This window comes from Faecalicatena contorta (genome assembly GCF_001404335.1).
GTDB classification, from domain to species: Bacteria; Bacillota; Clostridia; order Lachnospirales; family Lachnospiraceae; genus Faecalicatena; species Faecalicatena contortus_B.
Genome location: NZ_CYZU01000030.1, coordinates 23810 through 45123, shown reverse-complemented (window position 1 = coordinate 45123; position 21314 = coordinate 23810). Strand labels below are relative to the sequence as shown.

The 21314-nt window shown below is 43.5% G+C and carries 21 protein-coding genes and 2 tRNA genes; 15 read left to right on the top strand and 8 right to left on the bottom strand.

Annotated features, from left to right (window positions below):
* The 6 genes from ARB69_RS15185 to ARB69_RS15160 all read left to right on the top strand — a co-directional run bounded on the left by ARB69_RS15185 (position 1) and on the right by ARB69_RS15160 (position 4925).
* Positions 1–354 carry a YbaB/EbfC family nucleoid-associated protein gene (locus tag ARB69_RS15185; protein WP_050638996.1) on the top strand — a complete coding sequence of 118 codons (354 nt, stop codon included), beginning with the start codon at positions 1–3 and terminating at the stop codon, positions 352–354.
* A gap of 106 nt (positions 355–460) precedes the next feature.
* Positions 461–1057, top strand: coding sequence for a recombination mediator RecR (recR, locus tag ARB69_RS15180; RefSeq protein WP_055154030.1), 597 nt, complete (start codon positions 461–463; stop codon positions 1055–1057).
* A 32-nt stretch (positions 1058–1089) separates the two neighbouring features.
* Positions 1090–2190, top strand: a complete 1101-nt coding sequence (locus ARB69_RS15175) for a LacI family DNA-binding transcriptional regulator (RefSeq protein ID WP_050638994.1) — start codon at positions 1090–1092, stop codon at positions 2188–2190.
* Positions 2191–2454: 264 nt separating this feature from the next.
* Positions 2455–3108 carry a fructose-6-phosphate aldolase gene (fsa, locus tag ARB69_RS15170; protein WP_055154028.1) on the top strand — a complete coding sequence of 218 codons (654 nt, stop codon included), beginning with the start codon at positions 2455–2457 and terminating at the stop codon, positions 3106–3108.
* Positions 3109–3162: 54 nt separating this feature from the next.
* Entirely contained in the window at positions 3163–3999 is an 837-nt protein-coding gene (locus ARB69_RS15165; RefSeq protein WP_055154025.1) for a transketolase, read from the top strand.
* Positions 3987–4925 (top strand): transketolase family protein, encoded by a 939-nt coding sequence (locus tag ARB69_RS15160; protein ID WP_055154023.1) that lies wholly within the window; start codon positions 3987–3989, stop codon positions 4923–4925. The genes ARB69_RS15165 and ARB69_RS15160 overlap by 13 nt, the downstream gene beginning before the upstream one ends.
* 66 nt (positions 4926–4991) lie before the next feature.
* Here the strand turns inward: ARB69_RS15160 and ARB69_RS15155 are convergent, their stop codons facing one another.
* Positions 4992–5504, bottom strand: a complete 513-nt coding sequence (locus tag ARB69_RS15155) for a hypothetical protein (protein ID WP_055154021.1) — start codon at positions 5502–5504, stop codon at positions 4992–4994.
* A gap of 315 nt (positions 5505–5819) precedes the next feature.
* Between ARB69_RS15155 and ARB69_RS15150 the strand changes: the two genes are divergently transcribed.
* From ARB69_RS15150 to ARB69_RS15130, 5 genes are all read left to right on the top strand, one after another.
* A complete protein-coding gene (locus ARB69_RS15150) occupies positions 5820–6611 on the top strand; it encodes a transposase (protein WP_050638989.1) in 792 nt (263 codons plus the stop codon).
* A 69-nt stretch (positions 6612–6680) separates the two neighbouring features.
* On the top strand, positions 6681–7838 hold the full coding sequence (locus ARB69_RS15145) for a LysM peptidoglycan-binding domain-containing protein (protein WP_050638988.1): 1158 nt from the start codon (positions 6681–6683) through the stop codon (positions 7836–7838).
* Positions 7839–7890: 52 nt separating this feature from the next.
* Positions 7891–9084 (top strand): DUF5711 family protein, encoded by a 1194-nt coding sequence (locus ARB69_RS15140; protein WP_050638987.1) that lies wholly within the window; start codon positions 7891–7893, stop codon positions 9082–9084.
* Between the two features lie 8 nt (positions 9085–9092).
* Complete coding sequence (locus ARB69_RS15135) at positions 9093–9911, top strand: CvpA family protein (protein ID WP_050638986.1); 819 nt, start codon at positions 9093–9095, stop codon at positions 9909–9911.
* 294 nt (positions 9912–10205) lie between these two features.
* Positions 10206–10823, top strand: a complete 618-nt coding sequence (locus tag ARB69_RS15130) for a class I SAM-dependent methyltransferase (protein ID WP_055154019.1) — start codon at positions 10206–10208, stop codon at positions 10821–10823.
* 59 nt (positions 10824–10882) lie between these two features.
* Here ARB69_RS15130 and ARB69_RS15125 read toward each other — a convergent pair whose 3' ends face one another.
* The 3 genes from ARB69_RS15125 to ARB69_RS15115 all read right to left on the bottom strand — a co-directional run bounded on the left by ARB69_RS15125 (position 10883) and on the right by ARB69_RS15115 (position 13760).
* Positions 10883–11362, bottom strand: coding sequence for a GNAT family N-acetyltransferase (locus ARB69_RS15125; protein ID WP_050638984.1), 480 nt, complete (start codon positions 11360–11362; stop codon positions 10883–10885).
* 370 nt (positions 11363–11732) lie between these two features.
* Positions 11733–12713 (bottom strand): amidohydrolase family protein, encoded by a 981-nt coding sequence (locus ARB69_RS15120; protein WP_055154017.1) that lies wholly within the window; start codon positions 12711–12713, stop codon positions 11733–11735.
* 57 nt (positions 12714–12770) lie between these two features.
* Entirely contained in the window at positions 12771–13760 is a 990-nt protein-coding gene (locus ARB69_RS15115; protein ID WP_055154015.1) for a 2-keto-3-deoxygluconate permease, read from the bottom strand.
* Between the two features lie 279 nt (positions 13761–14039).
* Here ARB69_RS15115 and ARB69_RS15110 point away from each other — a divergent pair, with 279 nt between their 5' ends.
* Positions 14040–14633 (top strand): TetR/AcrR family transcriptional regulator, encoded by a 594-nt coding sequence (locus ARB69_RS15110; RefSeq protein WP_055154013.1) that lies wholly within the window; start codon positions 14040–14042, stop codon positions 14631–14633.
* A 6-nt stretch (positions 14634–14639) separates the two neighbouring features.
* On the opposite strand, the gene ARB69_RS15105 is transcribed toward ARB69_RS15110, so the two are convergent.
* Positions 14640–15212 (bottom strand): TetR/AcrR family transcriptional regulator C-terminal domain-containing protein, encoded by a 573-nt coding sequence (locus tag ARB69_RS15105; RefSeq protein ID WP_055154011.1) that lies wholly within the window; start codon positions 15210–15212, stop codon positions 14640–14642.
* 202 nt (positions 15213–15414) lie between these two features.
* Here ARB69_RS15105 and ARB69_RS15100 point away from each other — a divergent pair, with 202 nt between their 5' ends.
* From ARB69_RS15100 to ARB69_RS15090, 3 genes are read left to right on the top strand one after another with little or no spacing between them, the layout of a single operon-like run.
* The gene (locus ARB69_RS15100) at positions 15415–15729 is read left to right on the top strand and encodes a hypothetical protein (RefSeq protein WP_055154009.1); all 315 of its coding nucleotides are present in this window, start codon (positions 15415–15417) and stop codon (positions 15727–15729) included.
* Positions 15726–17798: an efflux RND transporter permease subunit gene (locus ARB69_RS15095; protein ID WP_055154007.1), complete on the top strand. Its 2073-nt coding sequence runs from the start codon at positions 15726–15728 to the stop codon at positions 17796–17798. Before ARB69_RS15100 ends, ARB69_RS15095 begins: the two co-directional genes overlap by 4 nt.
* 24 nt (positions 17799–17822) lie before the next feature.
* A complete protein-coding gene (locus ARB69_RS15090) occupies positions 17823–19826 on the top strand; it encodes a hypothetical protein (RefSeq protein WP_055154005.1) in 2004 nt (667 codons plus the stop codon).
* A gap of 83 nt (positions 19827–19909) precedes the next feature.
* Here the strand turns inward: ARB69_RS15090 and ARB69_RS15085 are convergent.
* The 3 genes from ARB69_RS15085 to ARB69_RS15075 form a co-directional block, all read right to left on the bottom strand.
* Positions 19910–19981, bottom strand: a tRNA-Asn gene (locus tag ARB69_RS15085).
* A gap of 43 nt (positions 19982–20024) precedes the next feature.
* A tRNA-Ala gene (locus tag ARB69_RS15080) sits at positions 20025–20097 on the bottom strand.
* A gap of 166 nt (positions 20098–20263) precedes the next feature.
* Complete coding sequence (locus ARB69_RS15075) at positions 20264–21313, bottom strand: sulfate/molybdate ABC transporter ATP-binding protein (protein ID WP_055154003.1); 1050 nt, start codon at positions 21311–21313, stop codon at positions 20264–20266.
* Between the last annotated feature and the right edge of the window lies 1 nt (position 21314).

Genomic DNA, 21314 nt, shown 5'->3' with positions numbered 1-21314 from the left:
ATGGCAAAAAGAGGTGGATTTCCAGGCGGCGGAATGCCTGGCAATATGGCAAACTTAATGAAGCAGGCGCAGAAGATGCAGCGCCAGATGGAGGAGCAGGCAAAAGAGCTTGAGACAAAAGAATACACGGCAACAGCCGGTGGCGGCGCAGTAGAGGTAACGATGAACGGTAAGCGTGAGGTACTGCGCGTGAAACTGGAGGAAGAAGTAGTGGATCCGGAAGACATCGAGATGCTTCAGGATCTGATCGTAGCGGCAACCAACGAAGCCCTGAGAAAAGTGGATGAAGAGTCCAATTCAGCAATGAGCAAGCTGACGGGAGGACTTGGCGGCGGAATGCCGGGAATGTTCTAAATATTCTGACAATGGTGCTCAAAAGGGTCAGACCCCTTTGCAGAAGGGTCTGACCCTTTTGGACTACTTTGTTAAGGATGTAACAAAGAAACAGGAGTGATACGAAATGGATTATTACAGTAACCAAATCAGCCGGCTAATCGAAGAGTTTTCCCGCCTGCCCGGGATCGGGACTAAGTCTGCGCAGCGCCTGGCTTTTCATATTATTAATATGCCAAAGGAACAGGTGGATAATCTGGCTAAATCGCTAGTTGATGCGCGCAATAATGTGCGGTACTGCGCACAGTGCTGCACGCTGACGGACCGGGAACTCTGTCCGATCTGCAATAACCCGGATCGGGATCAGAAGACAATTATGGTGGTGGAGACGCCCCGGGATCTGGCGGCCTATGAGAAGACAGGAAAATACAACGGCGTTTATCATGTCCTTCATGGAGCAATATCCCCCATGCTTGGTATCGGGCCGGGAGATATCCGGCTTAAGGAGCTTATGGAGCGTCTGCAGGGGGATGTCGATGAGGTGATTATAGCCACCAACTCCAGTCTCGAGGGGGAGACGACGGCTATGTATATCAGCAAGCTGATTAAGCCTACAGGGATTAAGGTCAGCAGGATCGCCAGTGGTGTTCCGGTGGGCGGCGATCTGGAGTATATAGATGAAGTGACCCTCCTTCGGGCTTTGGAAGGCAGAACTGAACTGTAAGCAGATGAATCAGGTACGAAGGAAGTGGGATGATGTATAAGAAAAAGGTGACATCTTCAGATGTGGCGCGCAAAGCGGGGGTATCACAATCCACCGTCTCCATGGTCCTTAATAAGAAGTATAACGTTTCCTTTTCAAAGGACGTGGTGCACAAGGTCGAGGAAGCGGCCCGGGAGCTGGGATATGAACTGCCTAAGAGAAAACGGAAAAAGGAAAATAAGCGGGAAAAGCTGCTGGTTGTGCTCTGTCCTAATCTGACAAACCCCTATTATGTGATGCTGCTGCAGGGAATCGAATCCCGCGCGACAGAGCAGGGATTCGGGCTGTTTGTCTGCAATACACAGAGGAACCTTGAGCTGGAAGAGCGTTATTTGAAAATGATGCCGTCGCTGAACCCACAGGGCGTGATCTATACCTGCAACCCAAGCAGATGTTTTATGCCCATTGTGGAGGAAATGTCGGAGCGGATTCCATTTGCCATCATTAATAATCAAAATGAAAAGCTGGATGTGGACGCCGTAGAGCTTGACAATTCCAAGCTCGGCAGAATTATGGCCCGGCACCTGTTGGAACTGGGGCACAGGCATGTGGCATATATAGCGCCGCCTTTAACAGTAAGGCAGAAGCAGCGCTCAAAGCGGGTGGAAGGATTTCTTAAAGAATTTAAAGATGCGGGCCTGGGGGAAAACGTGATTATCAAGGCTGCCAATGAGCAGATTGATAAGGATATTCCGGGAATTGATTCTGAGTACAGAATCGGGTATGACCTGACTAAGGAGCTGCTGGCGGAATATCATAATCTGACGGCCATTGTAGGGCTGAACGACATGATTGCCTTCGGCATCCTGGATGCTCTATATGATGAAAAGTACAGAGTACCCGGCGATATGTCCGTAATGGGCTGTGACAATACACTGTTTGCAAGAATGCATAACATATCCCTAACGACGATAGAGCACTTTGTAATTTATAAAGGCCGGGATGCCTGTGATATTATTATGAAGAAAATAAAGACGCGGGACAAGCAGTATTCCGAGATGGAACCTGTCAGCATTTATCATGTAGAGTATGAACCCCGGATCGTTACAAGAGGGACGACCTCATATCCCCGAAGCAGAAAAAAGAAAAATTAATGCGGTGGAAAAAATTATTATTAATAATTCAATTAAAAAACAATCGTGTTCATAAAAGTTCGCCTTATAAACAACTGTAAAAGGCGTGTATGAATTTTACAGGGGTATTATAGAGGAACAATAACCACTTGAAGATAATTAATATTTTGATTATATTAATAGAATGAAATTATTAATAATTTTCGGGCTATTGACCCGCCCTATACGAGCGCTTATAATTATAATATAGAAACTAAGGGATTTTCGTTCAAGGAGGAACAAATCATGAAATTTTTTATCGACACAGCAAAAGTAGAGGATATTAAGAAAGCTAACGATATGGGCGTTATCTGCGGAGTAACAACGAACCCTTCACTGATCGCAAAAGAAGGACGAGTTTTTGAGGAAGTAATCGCAGAAATCGCCTCGATCGTAGACGGACCGATCAGCGGCGAAGTTAAGGCTACCACAACAGATGCAGAAGGCATGATTGCAGAAGGCAGAGAGATTGCGAAGATTCACAAGAACATGGTCGTTAAGATTCCGATGACAGTAGAAGGCCTGAAGGCATGTAAAGTCCTTTCTTCTGAAGGGATTAAGACAAATGTAACATTAATCTTCTCCGCAAATCAGGCTCTTCTTGCGGCGAGAGCCGGAGCCACATACGTATCTCCGTTCCTGGGACGCCTGGATGATATTTCGGTACGTGGAACAGATCTGATAGCAGAGATCGCACAGATATTTGAAGTTGCAGGCATCAAATCAGAGATCATCGCAGCAAGCGTGCGTAATCCGATCCATGTAACAGACTGTGCACTTGCAGGAGCAGATATTGCAACCGTTCCATACAGCGTGATCGAGCAGATGACACATCACCCATTGACAGACGCAGGAATCGCAAAGTTCCAGGCAGATTACAGAGCAGTATTTGGTGAATAATTTAACAAACAGGGGCAAAGGGGTCAGACCCCTTATGAAGCAGGAGGAATTTCAATGAATAAGTTAGAATTGATGAAGACTGCAAATGAGGTCCGCAAGGGCGTTGTAACAGCAGTCCACAGTGCAAAATCAGGCCATCCAGGCGGTTCTTTATCCGCAGCCGATATTTTCACATATCTGTATTTTGAAGAAATGAATATTGATCCGAAGGATCCTAAGAAGGCGGATCGTGACCGTTTTGTATTGTCTAAAGGGCATACGGCTCCCGGATTATATTCCGCACTGGCTAACAGAGGATATTTTCCGGTTGAAGATCTGAAGACACTGCGCCACACCGGCTCTTATCTTCAGGGACATCCGGATATGAAGCACATTCCGGGTGTTGATATGTCATCCGGTTCTTTGGGACAGGGAATCTCGGCAGCAGTAGGTATGGCAATCACAGCCAAGCTTTCAGGAGATGATTACAGGGTATATACCCTTGTCGGTGACGGCGAGATCCAGGAAGGACAGGTATGGGAGGCTTCTATGCTTGCAGCACACAGAAAGCTGGACAATCTGGTTGTAATCGTGGACAATAATAACTTGCAGATTGACGGAGCAATTGATGAAGTTAACTCACCATACCCGATCGATAAAAAGTTTGAGGCTTTTAATTTCCATGTAATTAACATTGATGGAAATGATTTCGATCAGATTGATGCTGCATTTAAAGAAGCGAGAACTGTAAAAGGGCAGCCGACTGCAATCATCGCGAAGACGGTAAAAGGAAAGGGCGTTTCCTTTATGGAAAATCAGGCTTCCTGGCATGGAACGGCTCCTAATGACGAGCAGTATGAGGTTGCCATGAAAGATTTAGAGAAAGTGGGTGAAGCATTATGTCAGAAGTAAAGAAGATTGCAACAAGAGAAAGTTATGGCAATGCTTTGACTGAACTTGGAAAAGAACATGAAGATGTGGTAGTACTGGATGCAGACCTTGCAGCAGCGACAAAGACAGGTGTATTCAAAAAGGCATTTCCTGAAAGGCATATCGACTGTGGCATTGCCGAGAGCAATATGATGGGAGTTGCAGCGGGGCTGGCAGCAGCCGGGAAAGTGCCGTTTGCCAGCTCATTTGCCATGTTTGCGGCAGGGCGTGCTTTCGAGCAGGTGCGCAATTCCATCGGATATCCGAAGCTGAATGTAAAGATCGGCGCTACACATGCAGGGATTTCCGTAGGAGAAGACGGTGCGACGCACCAGTGCAACGAAGATATTGCCCTGATGAGGACGATACCGGGTATGGTTGTGATTAATCCGTCCGACGATATAGAAGCAAAGGCAGCCGTGAAGGCAGCATATGAACACGTTGGGCCGGTATACATGCGTTTCGGAAGACTGGCCGTGCCGGTGATCAACGATAATCCGGACTATAAATTTGAGATCGGAAAAGGGGTTGTGCTTCGTGAGGGAAAAGACCTCACAATTATCGCAACGGGCCTTCCTGTAGCAAACTGCCTGGAAGCAGCGGAAATGCTGTCGGCAGATGGAGTCGATGCAAAAGTGATTAACATTCATACCATTAAACCTTTAGACGAGGATTTGGTAGTTGTAGCTGCGCAGGAAACCGGCAAAGTCGTTACAGTTGAGGAACATTCCGTAATTGGGGGACTGGGCAGTGCTGTGTGTGATGTACTCTCAGAGAAGGCGCCCACAAAAGTTATGAAGATCGGCATTTATGACACTTTTGGAGAGTCAGGGCCGGCAGTAGAACTGGTTAAGAAATATGGACTCGATGCTGAAAGTATATATAAGAAAGTAAAAAGTTTCCTTTAGGTCCTAAAGAATATGAAAGGGGTCATACCCTCTCCGCAGGAGGGTATGACCCCTTTGAATTTTGAACTACCGCTGGCTTGTCTCCAGAGTCCCGCAGTACTTATCTGTAAAGGTAGTGATCCACCCCTCTTTTGTCCGGGGAACACGAAAAAGCGTTACCGGCCACATGTGGCTCAGGATAATATCTTCCTCCTTGTGGTTAAGCTCAAAAAACTTTTTCGCATGCTTAAAAGCACATTTTGGATGTGTCATTCCGTGAAAGTGATCTCCGGTCCGGGCGGCATGTGTATGCCAATCATATAGAAACAAGTCGTGAAGCATACCTCCACGGGCGGCCGACCGCGCATCAAGCTGAAAAAATCTGCACCAGACATAGTTGTAATAAGCGACATGAAGGCAGTGCTGATAGCAGCTGGTATGGCCATGGTGAGGATACAGCTTCATACGTAATACAACGGGATGCTCAGCAATATCCTTAATGCATTCATAAAATTCATCCCCCCAGTCCCGGCGCAGGTCTTCCTTCTTATAGGAAGCCTCACGGCGGAGGTTATGCAATAATTTATTTTTAAATCTCATGACAGACACCTCTAAGTATTTATTTATGTGTAAACATTATCTATAATTTATATCCAAATTTATATCCATAATAACACTTCATATATTCAGTTTCAATTTTTCATAGAAAATTTAAGAAAAATATGATATTCTATTATTAATCTGATTCTATTCTTTAATGCAAAAAAAATAAACCGTTCGGGAGAATATCCGATCATCAGCGGCGAAAGCCATTCCCATTATTTTCAATTCCATTTCGGAACAACAATTCACAGTAAGCATTTTTAAAAATTTACTTTAGACAATTGTTTCAGGCAAAGACAGAGGAGGAGTTATATGCCGAGAAAGAACAGAAGAGAGAGCAGAACAGAAGTCTACCATATTATAGCCCGCGGCAACAACAAAGAAAAAATATTTGAAAAGAACAGTGACAAAATAGCATTTATGAATATTTTGAAAAAAAGGCAGGCAGACTATTTAACTGAAATATATGCCTACTGCGTTATGTCTAATCACATACATATCATGATGAAAGCCAGGTATGACATCCTGCCCAGGTTCATGCAGCGCATCAATTCGACATATGCTGAGTACTATAATGCCAAATACGACAGAACTGGACACGTATTCCAGGGACGTTATTACAGTGACTGCGTAGAAACAGAAGAATATTACTGGTGCTGCCTGCGTTATATCCACAATAATCCGGTCAAAATTAACCTGGCAGCACACCCTTTTGACTATGAATTCAGTAGTGCAGCGGAATATCGCGCGGGAACTGCAGAGCTCATAGATGAGGGCTCATACAACATGTTAAGAACCCGATTTCCCAACCCGGAGGACTTCTGGGGATTCCATCGCCTGTTTGAAGAAAAATCATTTCTCGACACCGTTGAAGATGAGAGGATTCATAACTATGAACGAGTTAGAATTTTAGTTCAGAAATACATGTTCGAAAAACAAATTGAAGATATTCAGATTGTATTAACAGTCAGGAAGATAAGGCGGGAATTCCTTGAAACATGCATGCTGGATACAGGACTTTCAGAGCGGAAAATTGAGAATATTCTGAAAACGGAGTGCAAAGGGGTCAGACCCCTTCACAGTATTTTTGTCGAACGCACCTGACACCAAGCGATAAATTCAGCCTTTTCGTTATGCTATGCTTATGAAAAATTTTATTCAGAGGTGAGTGTAATGGAGAGACAAATTCCTAAAAATGTGCGTCAAATCGGGAATGTCAGTGACAGCCCGAAGATTTATGTAGAAGATTATGTAGATACATTTTTCGCCCAGTTGTGCGAAAAAGCGGGGGAGGGACCGATCGGTGCATTCCTGGTAGGAGATATCCAGAAAACAGATGATGAGGAGTATGTATACATATATGGAGCGATCCAAATGCACGATTTAAAATTATCGGGCAGCGATTATGTAATAGACGAGGATACATGGAAAACAGCCTACGAAGACTGCAAACAATATTTTGAAGACGGAGAGATGCTGGGCTGGTTTGTTGCGCATCAGGGGGTACCGCTGACGCCGGAACACAGTACGGTGAAGCTCCACAGAAAATCGTTCCCGAAGAAAAACACGGTGTTTATCATGAAAGATCCTGTGGAGAAGGACGAGGTGTACTTTGCACTGAAGTTCAATGATCTGATGGAAATAGGCGGACACTATACATATTATGAAAAAAATCCATGTATGCAGAACTATATGATCTCGACTAGAAAGAAGAATGGGGTGTGTCCCTCGGAAACTGTTGAGGATAGAGCTGCAAAGGACTTTCGCAGTCTGGTTAGAACCCGCGAGGAACAACAGCAGCAGAAAAGAAGCAACCACCTGATGTACGCTGTCAGTGCGTGCCTGGTGCTGATCGTCATTATCATGGGTGTCACCACGATCAACAATTTTGACAAAATGAAATCGGTGCAGACCGCTTTGAACAATCTCACGAGTACCACGTCTTCGGACAAGCAGCCTGTGGAGGCGAAGGAGACCAGTGGGAATGTAACAGCAGTTACCAATGAACCGTCGGGTGAACCACTGCAGCAGGAGGCCGGGCAAAAGGATGCTCAGGAGGATACCGGGCAGAAAGACGATGAAGGACAGGCTCCCGCCGATTCGGATCAGCCGCAGGATACTGACGAAGGCGGTCAGGATGCCGATGCGGCGAAAACAGACGCGGGTGTCAACGGCAGCGATGGCGTATATATCGTGGAACAGGGCGATACACTGGCAATAATAAGCCGGAAAACATATGGAGATGTCACCCATGTGGATGCGATCTGCAAAATGAACGGTCTGACGGATGGAAATCTGATTTACGTCGGGCAGAAATTGCTATTACCATAAAATGATGTTATAATCTTTTGGTAAGACGAAAGAATGCATTAAGGGGACAGACATGACGCAAAAGAAAAATCCATATTTGAAACTGGCCGGCCCGGTGGATTTGGAGAAAATAAAACAGTCGGCAAAGCGGCACAGAAAAGATGCGGTAAAGCGATGGAGCATAGCCGCTCTGCTGATCATCATGATCGTAAGCGGATCGTACCTGCTGGTAAAAAACCGGTCCTACACCAGTGTACGTACGGCTGCATCATACGAAGAAGAAACCTCGGACACCAACCGGTATGCCCAGTTCGGCGACGGAATCGTGCGTTACAGCCGGGATGGTATCGTATATTTGAACAGAAAGAATGAAGAGCAGTGGATTCAGCCATGCCAGATGAAGAATCCGGTGATCGATGTCAATGAAGAAACATTTGCCGTGGCAGACAGTGGAGGCAACGCCATATTGGTATTCACGGAAACGGGCCTGAAAGGCGAGATGGAGACGACGCTCCCAATTGAAAAAATGTCGGTATCCAGCCAGGGAATTGTAAGTGCAATCCTGAAAAATGAAGGCGCCCCAATGATTGTATCATACGATGCCACGGGAAATATTCTCGTAGAACATCAGGCCACATTGAACAGCACGGGGTATCCGCTTGCTCTGGACCTGTCACGGGACGGCATGACACTAGCCGTTTCCTACTTGTCAACGAAGGACGGAACTGTGAAGTCCAGAGTTGCCTACTACAATTTCGGCGAGGAAGGCAAATCCAGGACCGATTATGAAGTGAGCATGGAGGAGTACGACGGGAGTATCATCCCGGAGGTATATTTTATGGACGATACCACATCTGTTGCGGTCAGTGACAGTTCCTTTATCATATATGAGGGAAAGGAAACGCCGCAGAAGAAAAAGGAAGTGGAGATTAATCAGGAAATAAAAAGTGTATTTCATACAGACAAATACATAGGCTTTGTGCTATTGAATAAGAATAAGTCGGGCTACGAGGCCCGCCTGTATAATAAGTCAGGCAAACAGGTCATGAACAAAGCATTTACCGGAGAGTACAGCAACGTCAGAATGCATGAGGATGAGATCATCATGTTTGAGGGAACCAAGTGCTGTATTATTACAAAGAACGGAATCATGCGGTTCAAAGGCGACCTGCAGACCAATGCATTGGAAGTCATCCCTGCGAGGGGAATAAACAGATACCTGGTGATGAGCGCCGATGAACTGAGAATCGTTTATCTGGTGAAATAGGAGAAGATATGAATAACTGGTTATTAATCATGGTCGGCGTTATATTTATAATCTGCATGGCAGTGGGATATCTGAGAGGCTTTTTCAGAATAGCGCTTTCTTTGTTATCCGTTGTGCTTACAATCGTACTTATGATTGTACTGAACCCTTACGTAGCACACGCACTGACCAAATATACACCGATTTCTGAAATGATAGAAACAAAATGCACTGAGGCATTCATGCCTGAGATCTCGGCAGATGAACTGTCAAAAGTGGATTTAAGCGGTACCCCCCTTGCCGGGCTGAGCGGAGACGATCTGGCGAACCTGAAAGAGCTGGACTGGGAACGGCTGGGGATTACTGCAGAGGATGTCCTTAAGGTAGTGGGGGAGATTCCAAAAGACGCACAGATAAAGCAGATCGAGAATTCGGCGCTGCCATCCTTTATGAAAAACATCATTCTGGAAAATAATAACTCAGAGATATACAGCGAGCTCAATGTATCCAGCTTTCCGGAATACGTGGCCTCCTATATATCCAGAATGGTTATAAAAATAGTATCATTTCTGGTGACATTCCTGCTTGCCATCATCATCGTAAGGGCATTGATGGCCGCTGTGGATATCATCGGAGAACTTCCGGTCGTGGGCCTGCTCAACCGTTTTGCGGGTGCACTGGCAGGAATTTTTGTGGCGCTCCTGATTGTGTGGATTGCGTTCCTTATCCTGACTCTCGTATATACGACGGCAGTCGGTAAAATGTGTTTTGACCTGATCGAGGACAGTGCAATACTGACGTTCTTGTATGATAAAAATATCCTGCTTCAGAAATTACTGAAGTTTTAATATAGATGCAACAAAGTTTTTTGGTGTTTTAATATATGGGGTGCTGTAAAATAACTGGGGAACCAGTTGTTTTATGGCGCCCTTTTATTGGAACTGAATTGTAACAGCTAAGGTTACTATATCTGATATAAAATATATAAGAAGATTCATTTACAAACTTGAAAAAAATGGATATAATGAAAATTGTCGTAACAGTTCAGCCAAGCCTGAATTGTTACAAAGTGTCAGCCTGTTTCAAATATTTTGCTGATTATGATACAACTTAGAGCATAATAAATTATTGGGAGAAATAAGATGGGATTTTATCAAAATGCATGTAAGCCCGAAGGATTAGACGGGAAAAAGATGATTCATCAGATGAACAGCCGCCACATCGCTATGGCAGAGTGGGGCTTCAGCCATATTACAATACACGAAGGTGACGCAGCTTTAGATATTGGCTGCGGCGGCGGGGTAAATATAAAAACGCTGCTTGAAAAAAGCGTTTATGGCAAAGCAAAAGGGATTGATTACTCGGAAGTCAGTGTAGAAGAGTCCAGGAAGATGAATGAAGAGGCAGTTAGATCCGGACGATGTGAAATACTGCATGGAGACGTGATGGACCTTCCGTTTACGGACGCATCGTTTCATGTGGTAACCGCATTTGAGACGATATATTACTGGCCTGACCTTTCCAAAGCCTTTGCACAGGTATATAGGGTTCTAAAAGAGAGTGGAATTTTTATGATCTGTAATGAGTCCAACGGTGAAGATGAAGAAGGGGAACAATGGGCGGAAATCATTGAAGGGATGACGGTATATAATTCTGAGCAGATTCAGATTTTATTGCAGCAGGCTGGATTTGCAAACATCAAAATAGATACAAATGATAAGGGCTGGCTCTGTGCAGTTGGAGAGAAAAACAGCAGATAGGTTATCGCGGACGTATCTGCGGCCTCTGTTGGGGAATAGGGGGGATCCGGAGTGTGCGGTCAACACTCCAGATATTTTACCATAATATATTCCTCCTGATTCTCACGTACAACCTGAAAACCTAGATCAAGATACATTTTTGCGGCATAATTGGCCTTCTGAACAGACAGGGAAACCTGTCTGTAATTATTTTCTTTTAGTAGAGAACACATGCTTTTCATCAGAGCGGTTCCGATTCCAATACCCCGGTACTCTTTATAAACAGAGACGGCTAATGACGGAGTTTCATCATCTATATGCCCATAGTCGTTCATAATACGTACCCAGACTGCCCCCACGATTCTACCGCCGGCTTCTGCCATCAGGCATTTATCAGCCTCCTGTGTGCCGAAGCCAGAGACATAAACCTGGAGATCAGGCGATGCTGTAACGGATCTTGGCGGCGCTTCTGTTCCATCCGGAATAAAGATTGCTTCGTACAAAAAAGTATCTAATAAAGGGTATTCTGAATCAGTTATTTCACGTATCTGGTAATTCATATCCATCCTCCTGATTAGTGAATTCATTGCATCTGTTTAGTGGGATAATCTATACAATTATTTATCTTAACATATCTATTTCTCCATTAAATCCAGTATAGCATGATTATAATAAAAAAGAAAAGAAAGTTGGATAAACATATAGAAACTAAAACGTATCTATGTAAAACATAATATGGGAACATCTAATACATAGAGCCAGGATGTATGGAAAAACAGATAATAGGCGATGCGATACATAAGGGATGGAGCATAGGAAATCGAATATAGGCAGGGTATATAAAAATCCCCGGGCTGGAATAGCTCGGGGATTCTAATGATTTTAACATACAGTACGTCTTTTCACTACCAGCAAAAACATAATGGTCTTTTAGAGTTTGAACAGACGTTCTGCATTGCCATGCGCAAATTTTTCCCGGTCCTCTTCGCTGATACTCGGACAATTGAAGAGCTTATCAGCTCCTTCAACAGAAGCAAACGGATAATCTGCAGAGTATATAATGCGGTCAGCACCAAGGACTTTTACACAGAACTCGAAGCATTCCGGTGACTGAATACCACTGGATGTAACATACATGTTATTGCGCAGATAATAGCTTGGGTCATGCTTAAGTCCTGCAAATTCTTTCGGCATAGCGGTATCAAAACGATCAACGTAATAAGGCAGTAATTCTCCCCAGTGACCAAGGATCATCTGAAGATCCGGGTGACGGTCAAATACACCTGACATAACCATATGCAGCATATGAAGGCCTACATCTGTATGCCATCCCATACCATAGCGGGAGTATGCAGAGACCATTTCGTCATTAAATCCGGAATAGCACAGCGCTGTGATCTCTGCCGGCGGAGCTCCTGGATGGAGGTAAATAGGTACATCAAGTTTCTCGCAGGCTGCGAGAAGATCTTCAAATTCAGGATCATCAAGGAATTTCGTTCCGTTTACACGGTTCCCGATCAGGCAGCCGACAAATCCTAATTCTTTCACTGCACGTTCCAGCTCAGGGGCGCACGCCTCCGGAACTGCCGTTGGAATTGCCGCAAAGCCTGCAAAACGATCCGGGTGGCGTTTTATAGCCGCTGCCAGAAAATCATTGGCTTCCTTACAGTTCTGCACAGCTACTTCAGCTGTCCAAACCTGGCCGAATGGAGTGGATAGTACCTGCATTGTCACGTCATCCTGATCCATAATTCCAATACGCACATCGTCAAGATCTGTTGCACACGCTGGATTGGTTAACCAGGGGGCTCCGAGCATCGTGCCCTGTTCCAGCGGCGGTAATCCTTTCGGTGCAGGTGCACCAGGCTTTGGCGGCATAACAAAATGTTCTTCTGCTGCGATAATCTTCATAAATCATTCTCCTTTTTAATATAATATTTTTTTATTGATATTAATGCTGCATTAAGTTTAATTAGCGGCTGCTTTACTAACAACTGCTTTCTCTTTATTGGATGGAACTTTTGGTGATCCCCACATCCCCACAACCCATTTTGTAATAAATGGACTTACAAGGCCCGTAATAACAATGGCCAATGCAATCTGTGAACCTGCTGTGCCGATATATGCCTCATAAGTCGGGTCGGCAGCCAGCATTGCGGGTACTGTCATTGCGATACCGGCTACGCTGCACCAGGCTGTACCACAGTAACCCGGACGACGATTGATAACTTTGTCTACAAAAAGCATAATTACAACGTTGATAATCAGGAATACAACGGCTAAGAGAACACCTGATAAACCTGCTTTTAAAGCACTGACAAGGTTGATTGACGAGCCGAAGCAGGCTCCCATAAATGGAATCAGGATCGGGGTGGCAGGCTTCATCATTTTAGCAAAATTCGGGTCAATATTTCCAAGCAGCATTCCTAAAAAGAAAGGAACTAATATGGTGATTACACTCATAATATCAAAAGCTCCGCCCGTTGCTGTTGCTAAAATCATGATAGGGAAACAAGGCATGGAAGCCAGATTCATTACTGCAAAGTTTCCTAAATCCGCAGGCTCGCCATAGTCTGCTGCTAATCCCATGAATACTCCGGGGTTTGTACTGCAGATAACCGTAACAAATGCAACTGCACTGATTCCCCAGATACCGTCAACACCAAACATTTTTACGAAGAGAGTGCCGAATCCAAAAGCAATTGCAAATTTGGCTATCGTGAGAGCACCGCATCTTTTGAGAACAGTTCCTAAAGTCTTAACATTAATACCTGCACCGGTAGCAAACAAGATGATCCCCGCAACGGTCAATGTACCTGTTTTATACATTGCGGTTGTCATTCCTCCGAAAGAGGTCAGTAAGTCGGGAAAGATGGTATTAATTAATGCCACAGTAAACATCGGGAAAAGCAATGATCCACCTGGTATCTTCTTAAAAATTCCATAAATATCTATCACTGTATTTTTCTCTCCTTTCAATAACTAAACATGGTTAACATCTATTGCATCGGCCTTTGCTTTTTCTTAATATTAACAGTTAAAAACACAGATTTCGACCATTAAAAAAATAAGTTTTGTTGGTTAACCGTCACCCCTCTTTTTTGTGGTGAGTAACCGGAAGAAAACCCACAAAGTAAGCGAAATTGATTATTATAAAAGATAAGGTATTATGCTATAATTTATAGAGCTGGTAAGGTTGATGAGAAAGAAAAGCAGAGAAGTGGAAGGGAGATTTCTATGGCAGATTTGAGGAAAAAAAAGACCAAAGCACTAATTCAAAATGCATTAATCGAGTTGTTAAAAGAGAAGAGTATTCATTGCATTACAATTACAGATATATGTGCGAAAGCCCAGATTAACCGCTCCACATTTTACAGCCACTATGAAGATATTAATATTTTTTTGGAACAGACGATGACAGAAGTTGCGCAGGGATTAACAAAAGCGGTTTCAGACTCCTTTGAAAATCCAAATAAGCTGATGAAAAAAGGCGAGGCATACGAATGCTACTACAACTGGTTCTGTCATGTTCGGGATCATGGTGAACTATTTTCTTTACTATTAGGTCCGAACGGTTCTTTAGAATTTGATGCATTAATTCTGGAGCAGGGAATCGACTGGTATACTACGATGCTGCGCCCCATTGCCCATAAATTCGAGGATATCATTCCGCTGGATGTTTTGACGAATTATATTATCGGTGCGCACTATGGGCTTCTAAAGTTTTATATAAAAAGTAATTTTAAGTATAGTGCAGAATATATGACCGAAAAAATGGTCAATCTGACTTTTACCGGAATTATACCGATGCTGGGGATACTGAATGAATAAAGTCTGCTATTTATATGCTTTAATTACGGATGGAACAGAATTGTGCACCACAATACTAAAATATTCAATTAAACGTTCTTTATCATATTTTTCTGGATGCCGGAATAAGTTAATCAGCATACCAGCAATACCTTCGGCATAAAGATCGCATAAAAAAATCCGGAAATCATCAGAAATGGTGGTTTCCATTTTTGTTTCAGTAGTTCTAATAATTGTTTCGATAATACCAATAAAATCCTGATAGAAAAAACGTTTTAATTCATCCCTTCCGACAGAGTCGTAGATACAGTTCAGAAAATATGAATTTTCTTCAACATAATTAATTACAAAAAGAAAGGCATCCTGATAATCAATAAGAAGATCAAATTTTTTTACTACTTCAATCGCTTCTTGTTCCAGCATCCACTTCAATAATCCATAAATATCTTCAAAATGATAATAGAATGTCTTGCGGTTAATGTTACATTCACGAATTAATTCGCTGATCGTGATCTTAGAAAATGTCTTATGCCTCATTAATTCTTTTAAGGCGTCACATATAGCCTTTTTTGTTCGTAACGAAGTTTCTTCGTGCGTCATTTTTCGAATCTCCTTTCACAGATATCCATAAAAAAATCATATATTTATTATACAACTGACCATCAAAATAGCAAGGGTTCTGCATTATGATTTGACCGTCAAATGAGTGCCATTTGTCCGTATTTACACAGATAAGGCTGGTTTGACCGTGGAATGACAACCGCTATTTTCCTATAATTAGCTCAATCGGAGGTGAAATTGTATGGAAATGACCTATACGGTTCAAGTAAAAGTTCCGCTTGGAATTCGGCACGGCAAAATGCGGCTGCAAATAAACAATGGAATCATTGCAGGAGAATTGGAATTACTTGGTTCAGTTGAAAAAGTAGAAGGGGTTCTATCGAAGAACGGAACTATTCGTCTGAATGGAAATCTTGCATCTCCGATCCGGTGCATTCCATTCAAAGGAACAGGCACCATGAAAGATGGCGCAATCCATATGAAGCTTGTGCATGGTGAAGCCGATTACCAGCTGACAGGAAATCTGTCGGACGGGAAAGGAGAAAACAAAGTATGAAGAAGTTTTATCAATGGGTTGTAAATCATCCCTCAATTATTATTACAACATTTGCAGTTCTCTTCATCATCTGTGCATTGTGCAAACAAATGGTATCTGTAGATTATGATATGAATGATTATCTGCCGGAGAACAGCCCATCCACGGTTGCACTTGATCTCATGGATACAGAATTTGGAGGCGGCATTCCCAATGCCAGAGTCATGGTAAAGAATACGACAGTGCCGGAGGCCCTGGAATATAAGGCGGAAATCGAGGCAGTAGATGGTGTAACTGCGGTCACTTGGCTAGATGATGCTGCGTCTATGGAAGAACCATTAGAAACCATGGATACAGATATGGTGAAGAACTATTATAAAGATGGGAATGCACTGTTTTCCGTTACCATTGACAGTGAAAAAAGAATGGATGCAGTCAATGCAATCCGTGACCTGATCGGAGAGGATAATGCCATGACAGGCAGTGCAGTCTCCACTGCCGCAGCAACACAGAGTACGGTGAAAGAAATATCAAAAATAGCAGCAATAGCGGTACTTTTTGTTTTGCTTGTACTGGCAGTCACAACAACATCATGGATGGAACCTATAATTGTTATGATTGGCCTGGGGCTTGCGATTATGATCAATGCAGGGTCAAATCTCATTTTTGGAGAAATCTCATTTGTAACCAATGCGGCCGGAAACATCTTACAGCTCGCGGTTTCGCTTGATTATTCTGTGTTTTTGCTGCACCGTTTTACAGAATGCAGAAAGAAGACCTGCAATACAAAGGAAGCCATGATTGAAGCACTGTGCATGTCAACATCTTCCATACTTTCCAGTGGTCTGACAACTGTTATTGGATTTCTGGCATTATGCCTCATGAAGTTTCAGATTGGGCCGGATCTTAGAAGAGCACTTGCAAAAGGGATTGCAATCAGCCTGCTTACCGTATTTGTATTCATGCCGGTTCTGATCCTTGCAACATATAAGTGGATTGACAGATTTGAACACAAGCCGCTTTTTCCATCTTTTAATAAGTTCGGAAAATTGGTGCAGAAAGTGATGATACCAATGGTTATCCTGTTCTTTATCGTGCTGGTACCCGCATATCTGGCTTCTAATTCAAACAGTTTTTACTATGGGGCGTCTGAGATATTTGGACCGGGCACCCAGTTAGGAGCAGATACAGAGGCAATAGAAGATATCTTTGGAAAAAGTGATACCTATGTGCTGTTAGTTCCTAAGGAAGGCAAGGCTGCTCAGAAAGACTTGTCAGATGCATTGCATGACATTCCGCAGGTAAGCGGCATCATTTCCTATGTGGATACCGTTGGGATGGAGATTCCGGAAAGCTATCTGGAACGTTCTGTTTATGAAAAACTTTGCTCAGATAACTACGCCCGCATGGTAATTTCTGTGGATGCGGATTATGAAGGCGCAGAGACCTTTTCACTCGTGGAGAAGGTGAGAGATATGGCAGAGAAGTATGATCCCGGAGAATGGTATTTGGCAGGAGAAGGCGTTTCTACCTATGACCTGATGGATACGATTACCGCGGACATGGTAAAGGTAAATCTTGTTGCAATCGGCGCGGTATTCCTAGTACTATTACTGTCGTTCCATTCGGCTGCACTGCCAGTAATTCTGGTATTAAGTATTGAGACTGCAATCTGGATCAACCTTTCCATTCCATATTTTGCAGATTCAACGATTTTCTATATCGCTTACCTAATTATCAGTTCCATTCAGCTGGGTGCTACAGTCGATTATGCAATTCTCTTTACAGACCGGTATAAGGAATACAGAGAGACAATGCGGAAAAAAGAAGCAGTTATAAATACAATTTCAGCAGTAACTGTATCCATACTGACATCAGGAAGTGTCCTGACAGTCGTTGGCTTTCTGCTTGGGATTATTTCAACTCATGGATTATTGTCACAGCTTGGTTACTTCCTGGGAAAAGGAACCTTGTGTTCGTTAGTGGTTGTATTGTTTGTTCTTCCAGGTTTACTTTATATCTTTGACAGGACATTTGTGAAACATGGGGGTGCAAAAACACAAAAACGTATCGAAAGAGTAAAAAAATAACTGAGATATGGGAGGTATCAGATCATGAATAAAAAAAGAATAATTGCAGGAGTGCTTGCTGCATCCGTCATGATAGGTAATATGGCAATGACAGGCACAAGCGTTTATGCATCAACACCATCAAATGGTCAGAAAGAAGAAGTCGTATATATTATGACAGATGCCAATGGAAAGGCGGATACAGTAGATGTGGTCAATATATTTGGAAAAGGCGATATCATGGATTATGGAAATTATAGTTCGGTAAAGATGTTGACTGCAGCCGATACGATCACACAGAATGGAGATACCATCACATTCTCCACGAATAAAGATAAAGTGTACTATCAGGGTACGATGAATGATGCACAAATTCCATGGAATATCTCCATTACCTATATACTGGATGGAAAAGTACGGTCAGCAGAGGAGCTTGCGGGTCAGTCGGGTGCATTAAAGATTCAGATACAGATTACAGAAAATACAAAATGCAGCAATGATTTTTTTAACAACTATGCGCTGCAGGCAGCATTAACTCTTGATACAAAGCGTTGTAAGAATATCACGGCAGATGGAGCTACCCTGGCAAATGCAGGTGCAGACAAACAGATCAGTTATACCATTCTTCCGGGAAAAGGACTGGATGCAGTTATAACCGCTGAGGTGGCAGATTTTGAAATGGATGCCATTGCAATCAATGGAATAAAACTGAATCTGAATATCGAAATTGATGATGCAGAGCTGATGGGCAAAGTAACAGAGATCATGGATGCATCTGCAAAGCTGAACGATGGTGCAGCAACCCTTTCGGATGGAACTGCAAAATTAAATGATGCAGGAGGAAATCTCAGCAGTGGTGCAGACTTACTCTATGACGCTACAAGTACATTAAACAGTGGAATCAGTTCCTTAAGTCAGGGCGCCCGTACTATGCAGGAGGGATTAGATACATTAAACGCCAAGTCTTCTACGCTGACCAGTGGTTCAACACAGATTAAAGAGGCGCTTGCCACAATGCAATCCAGTCTTGCAGATGTGTCTGTCTCAACAGAACAGTTAAAACAGTTAACGGACAGCTCATCAGCTATCAGTCAGGGAATCAGTGACCTGTATGATGGTGCGGTTACCTTACAGACAAATCTGTCCTACGAAGCCTATAGAGGCGCCATGAATCAGAACGGGCTCAATATTGATGATTTAAAATATGGAAACAGTGCTGCAATTACCACCCTCTCCGAACAGATGGCAGGGCTGCAGGCACTTTTAAATGATATTCAAACGGCATATCCACAATATGCTGAGGATGAAACGCTGGCAGCGCAGGCGGCACAATTAGAAGCACAGATTACAAGCCTCTCTGAAATAGCCGGATTATTAAACGGGAATAATGCAGCCATCGGAGGTACAGAAACCTATCTGAATACCGTCTCATCTGGTGTGGATTCACTTGTCAGCGGTCTGTTGGATTTAAAGGACAAATATGAGACATATGACGCTGCAATTGTGGCACTTGCGAATACATTATCTGGTCTGGCCGTGAATATGAGTTCCTTGAAAAACGGAATTGAGCAGTTGGTTACCAATTATGCAGCATTCGATTCTGGTATCACGGAATATACGAATGGTACGGCAGCCATTGCAGCGGGTTATTCAGAACTTGTGGATGGTGTCAGCACGTTAGCCGCCGGCAGCAAAGAACTATTGGAAGGAACAGGAACCTTGAAGCAGGGGACATCAGATTTATATGATGGTATGATTTCTCTGGGTGATGGTGCAGCAGATTTAAATGATGGAACCAGTGAATTTTATGAGAAGACATCAGATATGGACACTCAGGTGGAGGAGAGTATAGAGGAAATGATTGCTTCTATTTCCGGGGATGAAACAGAGACGGTTTCATTTGTGTCTGATAAGAATAAGAATGTGAAATCGGTTCAATTTGTGATCAAAACATCAGCGATTGAAAAAGAAGAGGCAGTTATAGCAGAAGATACTACAACTACAAAGTTGAATTTCTGGCAGAAATTACTTCATCTATTTGGGAAATAAAGAACAAACCGCGTCAACATCACGCGGAAACACACTCTGGGATATAAAAAAATCCTGTAAAATAATTTACAGGATTTTCACAGCTCCCCGAGTTGGGCTTGAACCAACGACCCTTCGGTTAACAGCCGAATGCTCTACCACTGAGCTATCGAGGATTATGATTTGATTGTCTCCCAGTGCCTTTGCACTGGGTGATAGTGGAGAATACGAGAGTCGAACTCGTGACCTCCTGCTTGCAAGGCAGGCGCTCTCCCAACTGAGCTAATCCCCCATGAAATGTTATTGTTCCCAACAACTTTTATAAAATACCATATTCCATGGGAGCTGTCAATATATTTTGTGATATTTCCTTGATTTTATACATAAAATTCTCAATTTAATTTTAAATATAGAAGTAGGGCTGCCGTTAGTCTTCATAAAACAAACGGCAGTCATTCTTATTTTAGCAGCAGTATCTTATCCTCCGGGATCTGAAGATAATCAGGAATTCCCTTTTCGTCCAGCATGCCCCAGTCATTTCTCTGTACAAACCAGCATATTTCCTCCGCGCCATCTTCAGCGCCTTTCAGAAAATATTTTCGTTCGAACTGCAGTTCCGCCATGCTGTTCACCTTTACGGGAATGCAGTTTTTGGCCGCAGCGCCCCACCGCGGAATAAAATCGTGAGCACGGACTCCAAGATACCGAATATCCCCGGGGATTTTCAGATGTAAATCCAGTGCTACTCCCCAGTCAGGCGCCATTAGGGTGTTTGTCCCCAGGTGGGTGACCTGCGTGATATTTTTACAGCCCGTGAGCCTGGCTGCTTCTTTCCACTGTGGATTTGCAAATATTTCTTTTGTCCTGCCGCAGCAAATGACCTGTCCGTCGTCCATAATCAGGAGCTCCTCGCTGAACCGGTAGATCTCATCCCTGCTGTGGGATACCAAAATAACGGTGCCCTCATAATCAGCCAGGATTTCGATCATTTCCTGCTGGAGCCTGTCTTTTAAAAACACATCCAGTGCGGAAAATGGTTCATCCAGCAGGATCATATCCGGCTCGTATGCCATGATTCTTGCCAGAGCGGCTCTCTGCTGCTGGCCGCCGGACAGCTCCCCCGGCAGCCGCTTGCCCAGACCGCTCAGCTGGAACTTCCCGAGCATTTCCTCAACTCTTTTGTCCTGCTCAGCCTTCGTCCCTTTTAACCCGGCGGCAATGTTAGCCTTTACAGTCATGTTTGGAAAAAGGGCATAATTTTGAAACAGGTATCCCACATTTCTTTTCTGGGGCTTCCAGTTTACTTTTTTTTCAGAGTCAAAGACTACTTTTTGATCTACGATAATTCTGCCTTCATCCGGCGTGACAATTCCGGCTATACTTTTCAGCGTCATGCTTTTTCCGCACCCCGAGGCGCCCAAGATACCGATGCGGCGGTTGCTGCTTTTCAGGTGCATGTCCAGTGTGAAACTTCCCAGTTTCTTTTTAAAGGTCATTTCAACAGCCATG

Bases quoted from the DNA above. Each gene is read 5' to 3' on its own strand.
- recR (WP_055154030.1), top strand. From the start codon at position 461: ATGGATTATTACAGTAACCAAATCAGCCGGCTAATCGAAGAGTTTTCC.
- ARB69_RS15075 (WP_055154003.1), bottom strand. From the start codon at position 21,313: ATGGCTGTTGAAATGACCTTTAAAAAGAAACTGGGAAGTTTCACACTG.
- ARB69_RS15090 (WP_055154005.1), top strand. From the start codon at position 17,823: ATGAATAAAAAAAGAATAATTGCAGGAGTGCTTGCTGCATCCGTCATG.
- ARB69_RS15135 (WP_050638986.1), top strand. From the start codon at position 9,093: ATGAATAACTGGTTATTAATCATGGTCGGCGTTATATTTATAATCTGC.
- ARB69_RS15125 (WP_050638984.1), bottom strand. From the start codon at position 11,362: ATGAATTACCAGATACGTGAAATAACTGATTCAGAATACCCTTTATTA.
- ARB69_RS15165 (WP_055154025.1), top strand. From the start codon at position 3,163: ATGAATAAGTTAGAATTGATGAAGACTGCAAATGAGGTCCGCAAGGGC.
- fsa (WP_055154028.1), top strand. From the start codon at position 2,455: ATGAAATTTTTTATCGACACAGCAAAAGTAGAGGATATTAAGAAAGCT.
- ARB69_RS15145 (WP_050638988.1), top strand. From the start codon at position 6,681: ATGGAGAGACAAATTCCTAAAAATGTGCGTCAAATCGGGAATGTCAGT.
- ARB69_RS15140 (WP_050638987.1), top strand. From the start codon at position 7,891: ATGACGCAAAAGAAAAATCCATATTTGAAACTGGCCGGCCCGGTGGAT.
- ARB69_RS15095 (WP_055154007.1), top strand. From the start codon at position 15,726: ATGAAGAAGTTTTATCAATGGGTTGTAAATCATCCCTCAATTATTATT.
- ARB69_RS15150 (WP_050638989.1), top strand. From the start codon at position 5,820: ATGCCGAGAAAGAACAGAAGAGAGAGCAGAACAGAAGTCTACCATATT.
- ARB69_RS15105 (WP_055154011.1), bottom strand. From the start codon at position 15,212: ATGACGCACGAAGAAACTTCGTTACGAACAAAAAAGGCTATATGTGAC.
- ARB69_RS15185 (WP_050638996.1), top strand. From the start codon at position 1: ATGGCAAAAAGAGGTGGATTTCCAGGCGGCGGAATGCCTGGCAATATG.
- ARB69_RS15175 (WP_050638994.1), top strand. From the start codon at position 1,090: ATGTATAAGAAAAAGGTGACATCTTCAGATGTGGCGCGCAAAGCGGGG.
- ARB69_RS15155 (WP_055154021.1), bottom strand. From the start codon at position 5,504: ATGAGATTTAAAAATAAATTATTGCATAACCTCCGCCGTGAGGCTTCC.
- ARB69_RS15130 (WP_055154019.1), top strand. From the start codon at position 10,206: ATGGGATTTTATCAAAATGCATGTAAGCCCGAAGGATTAGACGGGAAA.
- ARB69_RS15100 (WP_055154009.1), top strand. From the start codon at position 15,415: ATGGAAATGACCTATACGGTTCAAGTAAAAGTTCCGCTTGGAATTCGG.
- ARB69_RS15120 (WP_055154017.1), bottom strand. From the start codon at position 12,713: ATGAAGATTATCGCAGCAGAAGAACATTTTGTTATGCCGCCAAAGCCT.
- ARB69_RS15160 (WP_055154023.1), top strand. From the start codon at position 3,987: ATGTCAGAAGTAAAGAAGATTGCAACAAGAGAAAGTTATGGCAATGCT.
- ARB69_RS15110 (WP_055154013.1), top strand. From the start codon at position 14,040: ATGGCAGATTTGAGGAAAAAAAAGACCAAAGCACTAATTCAAAATGCA.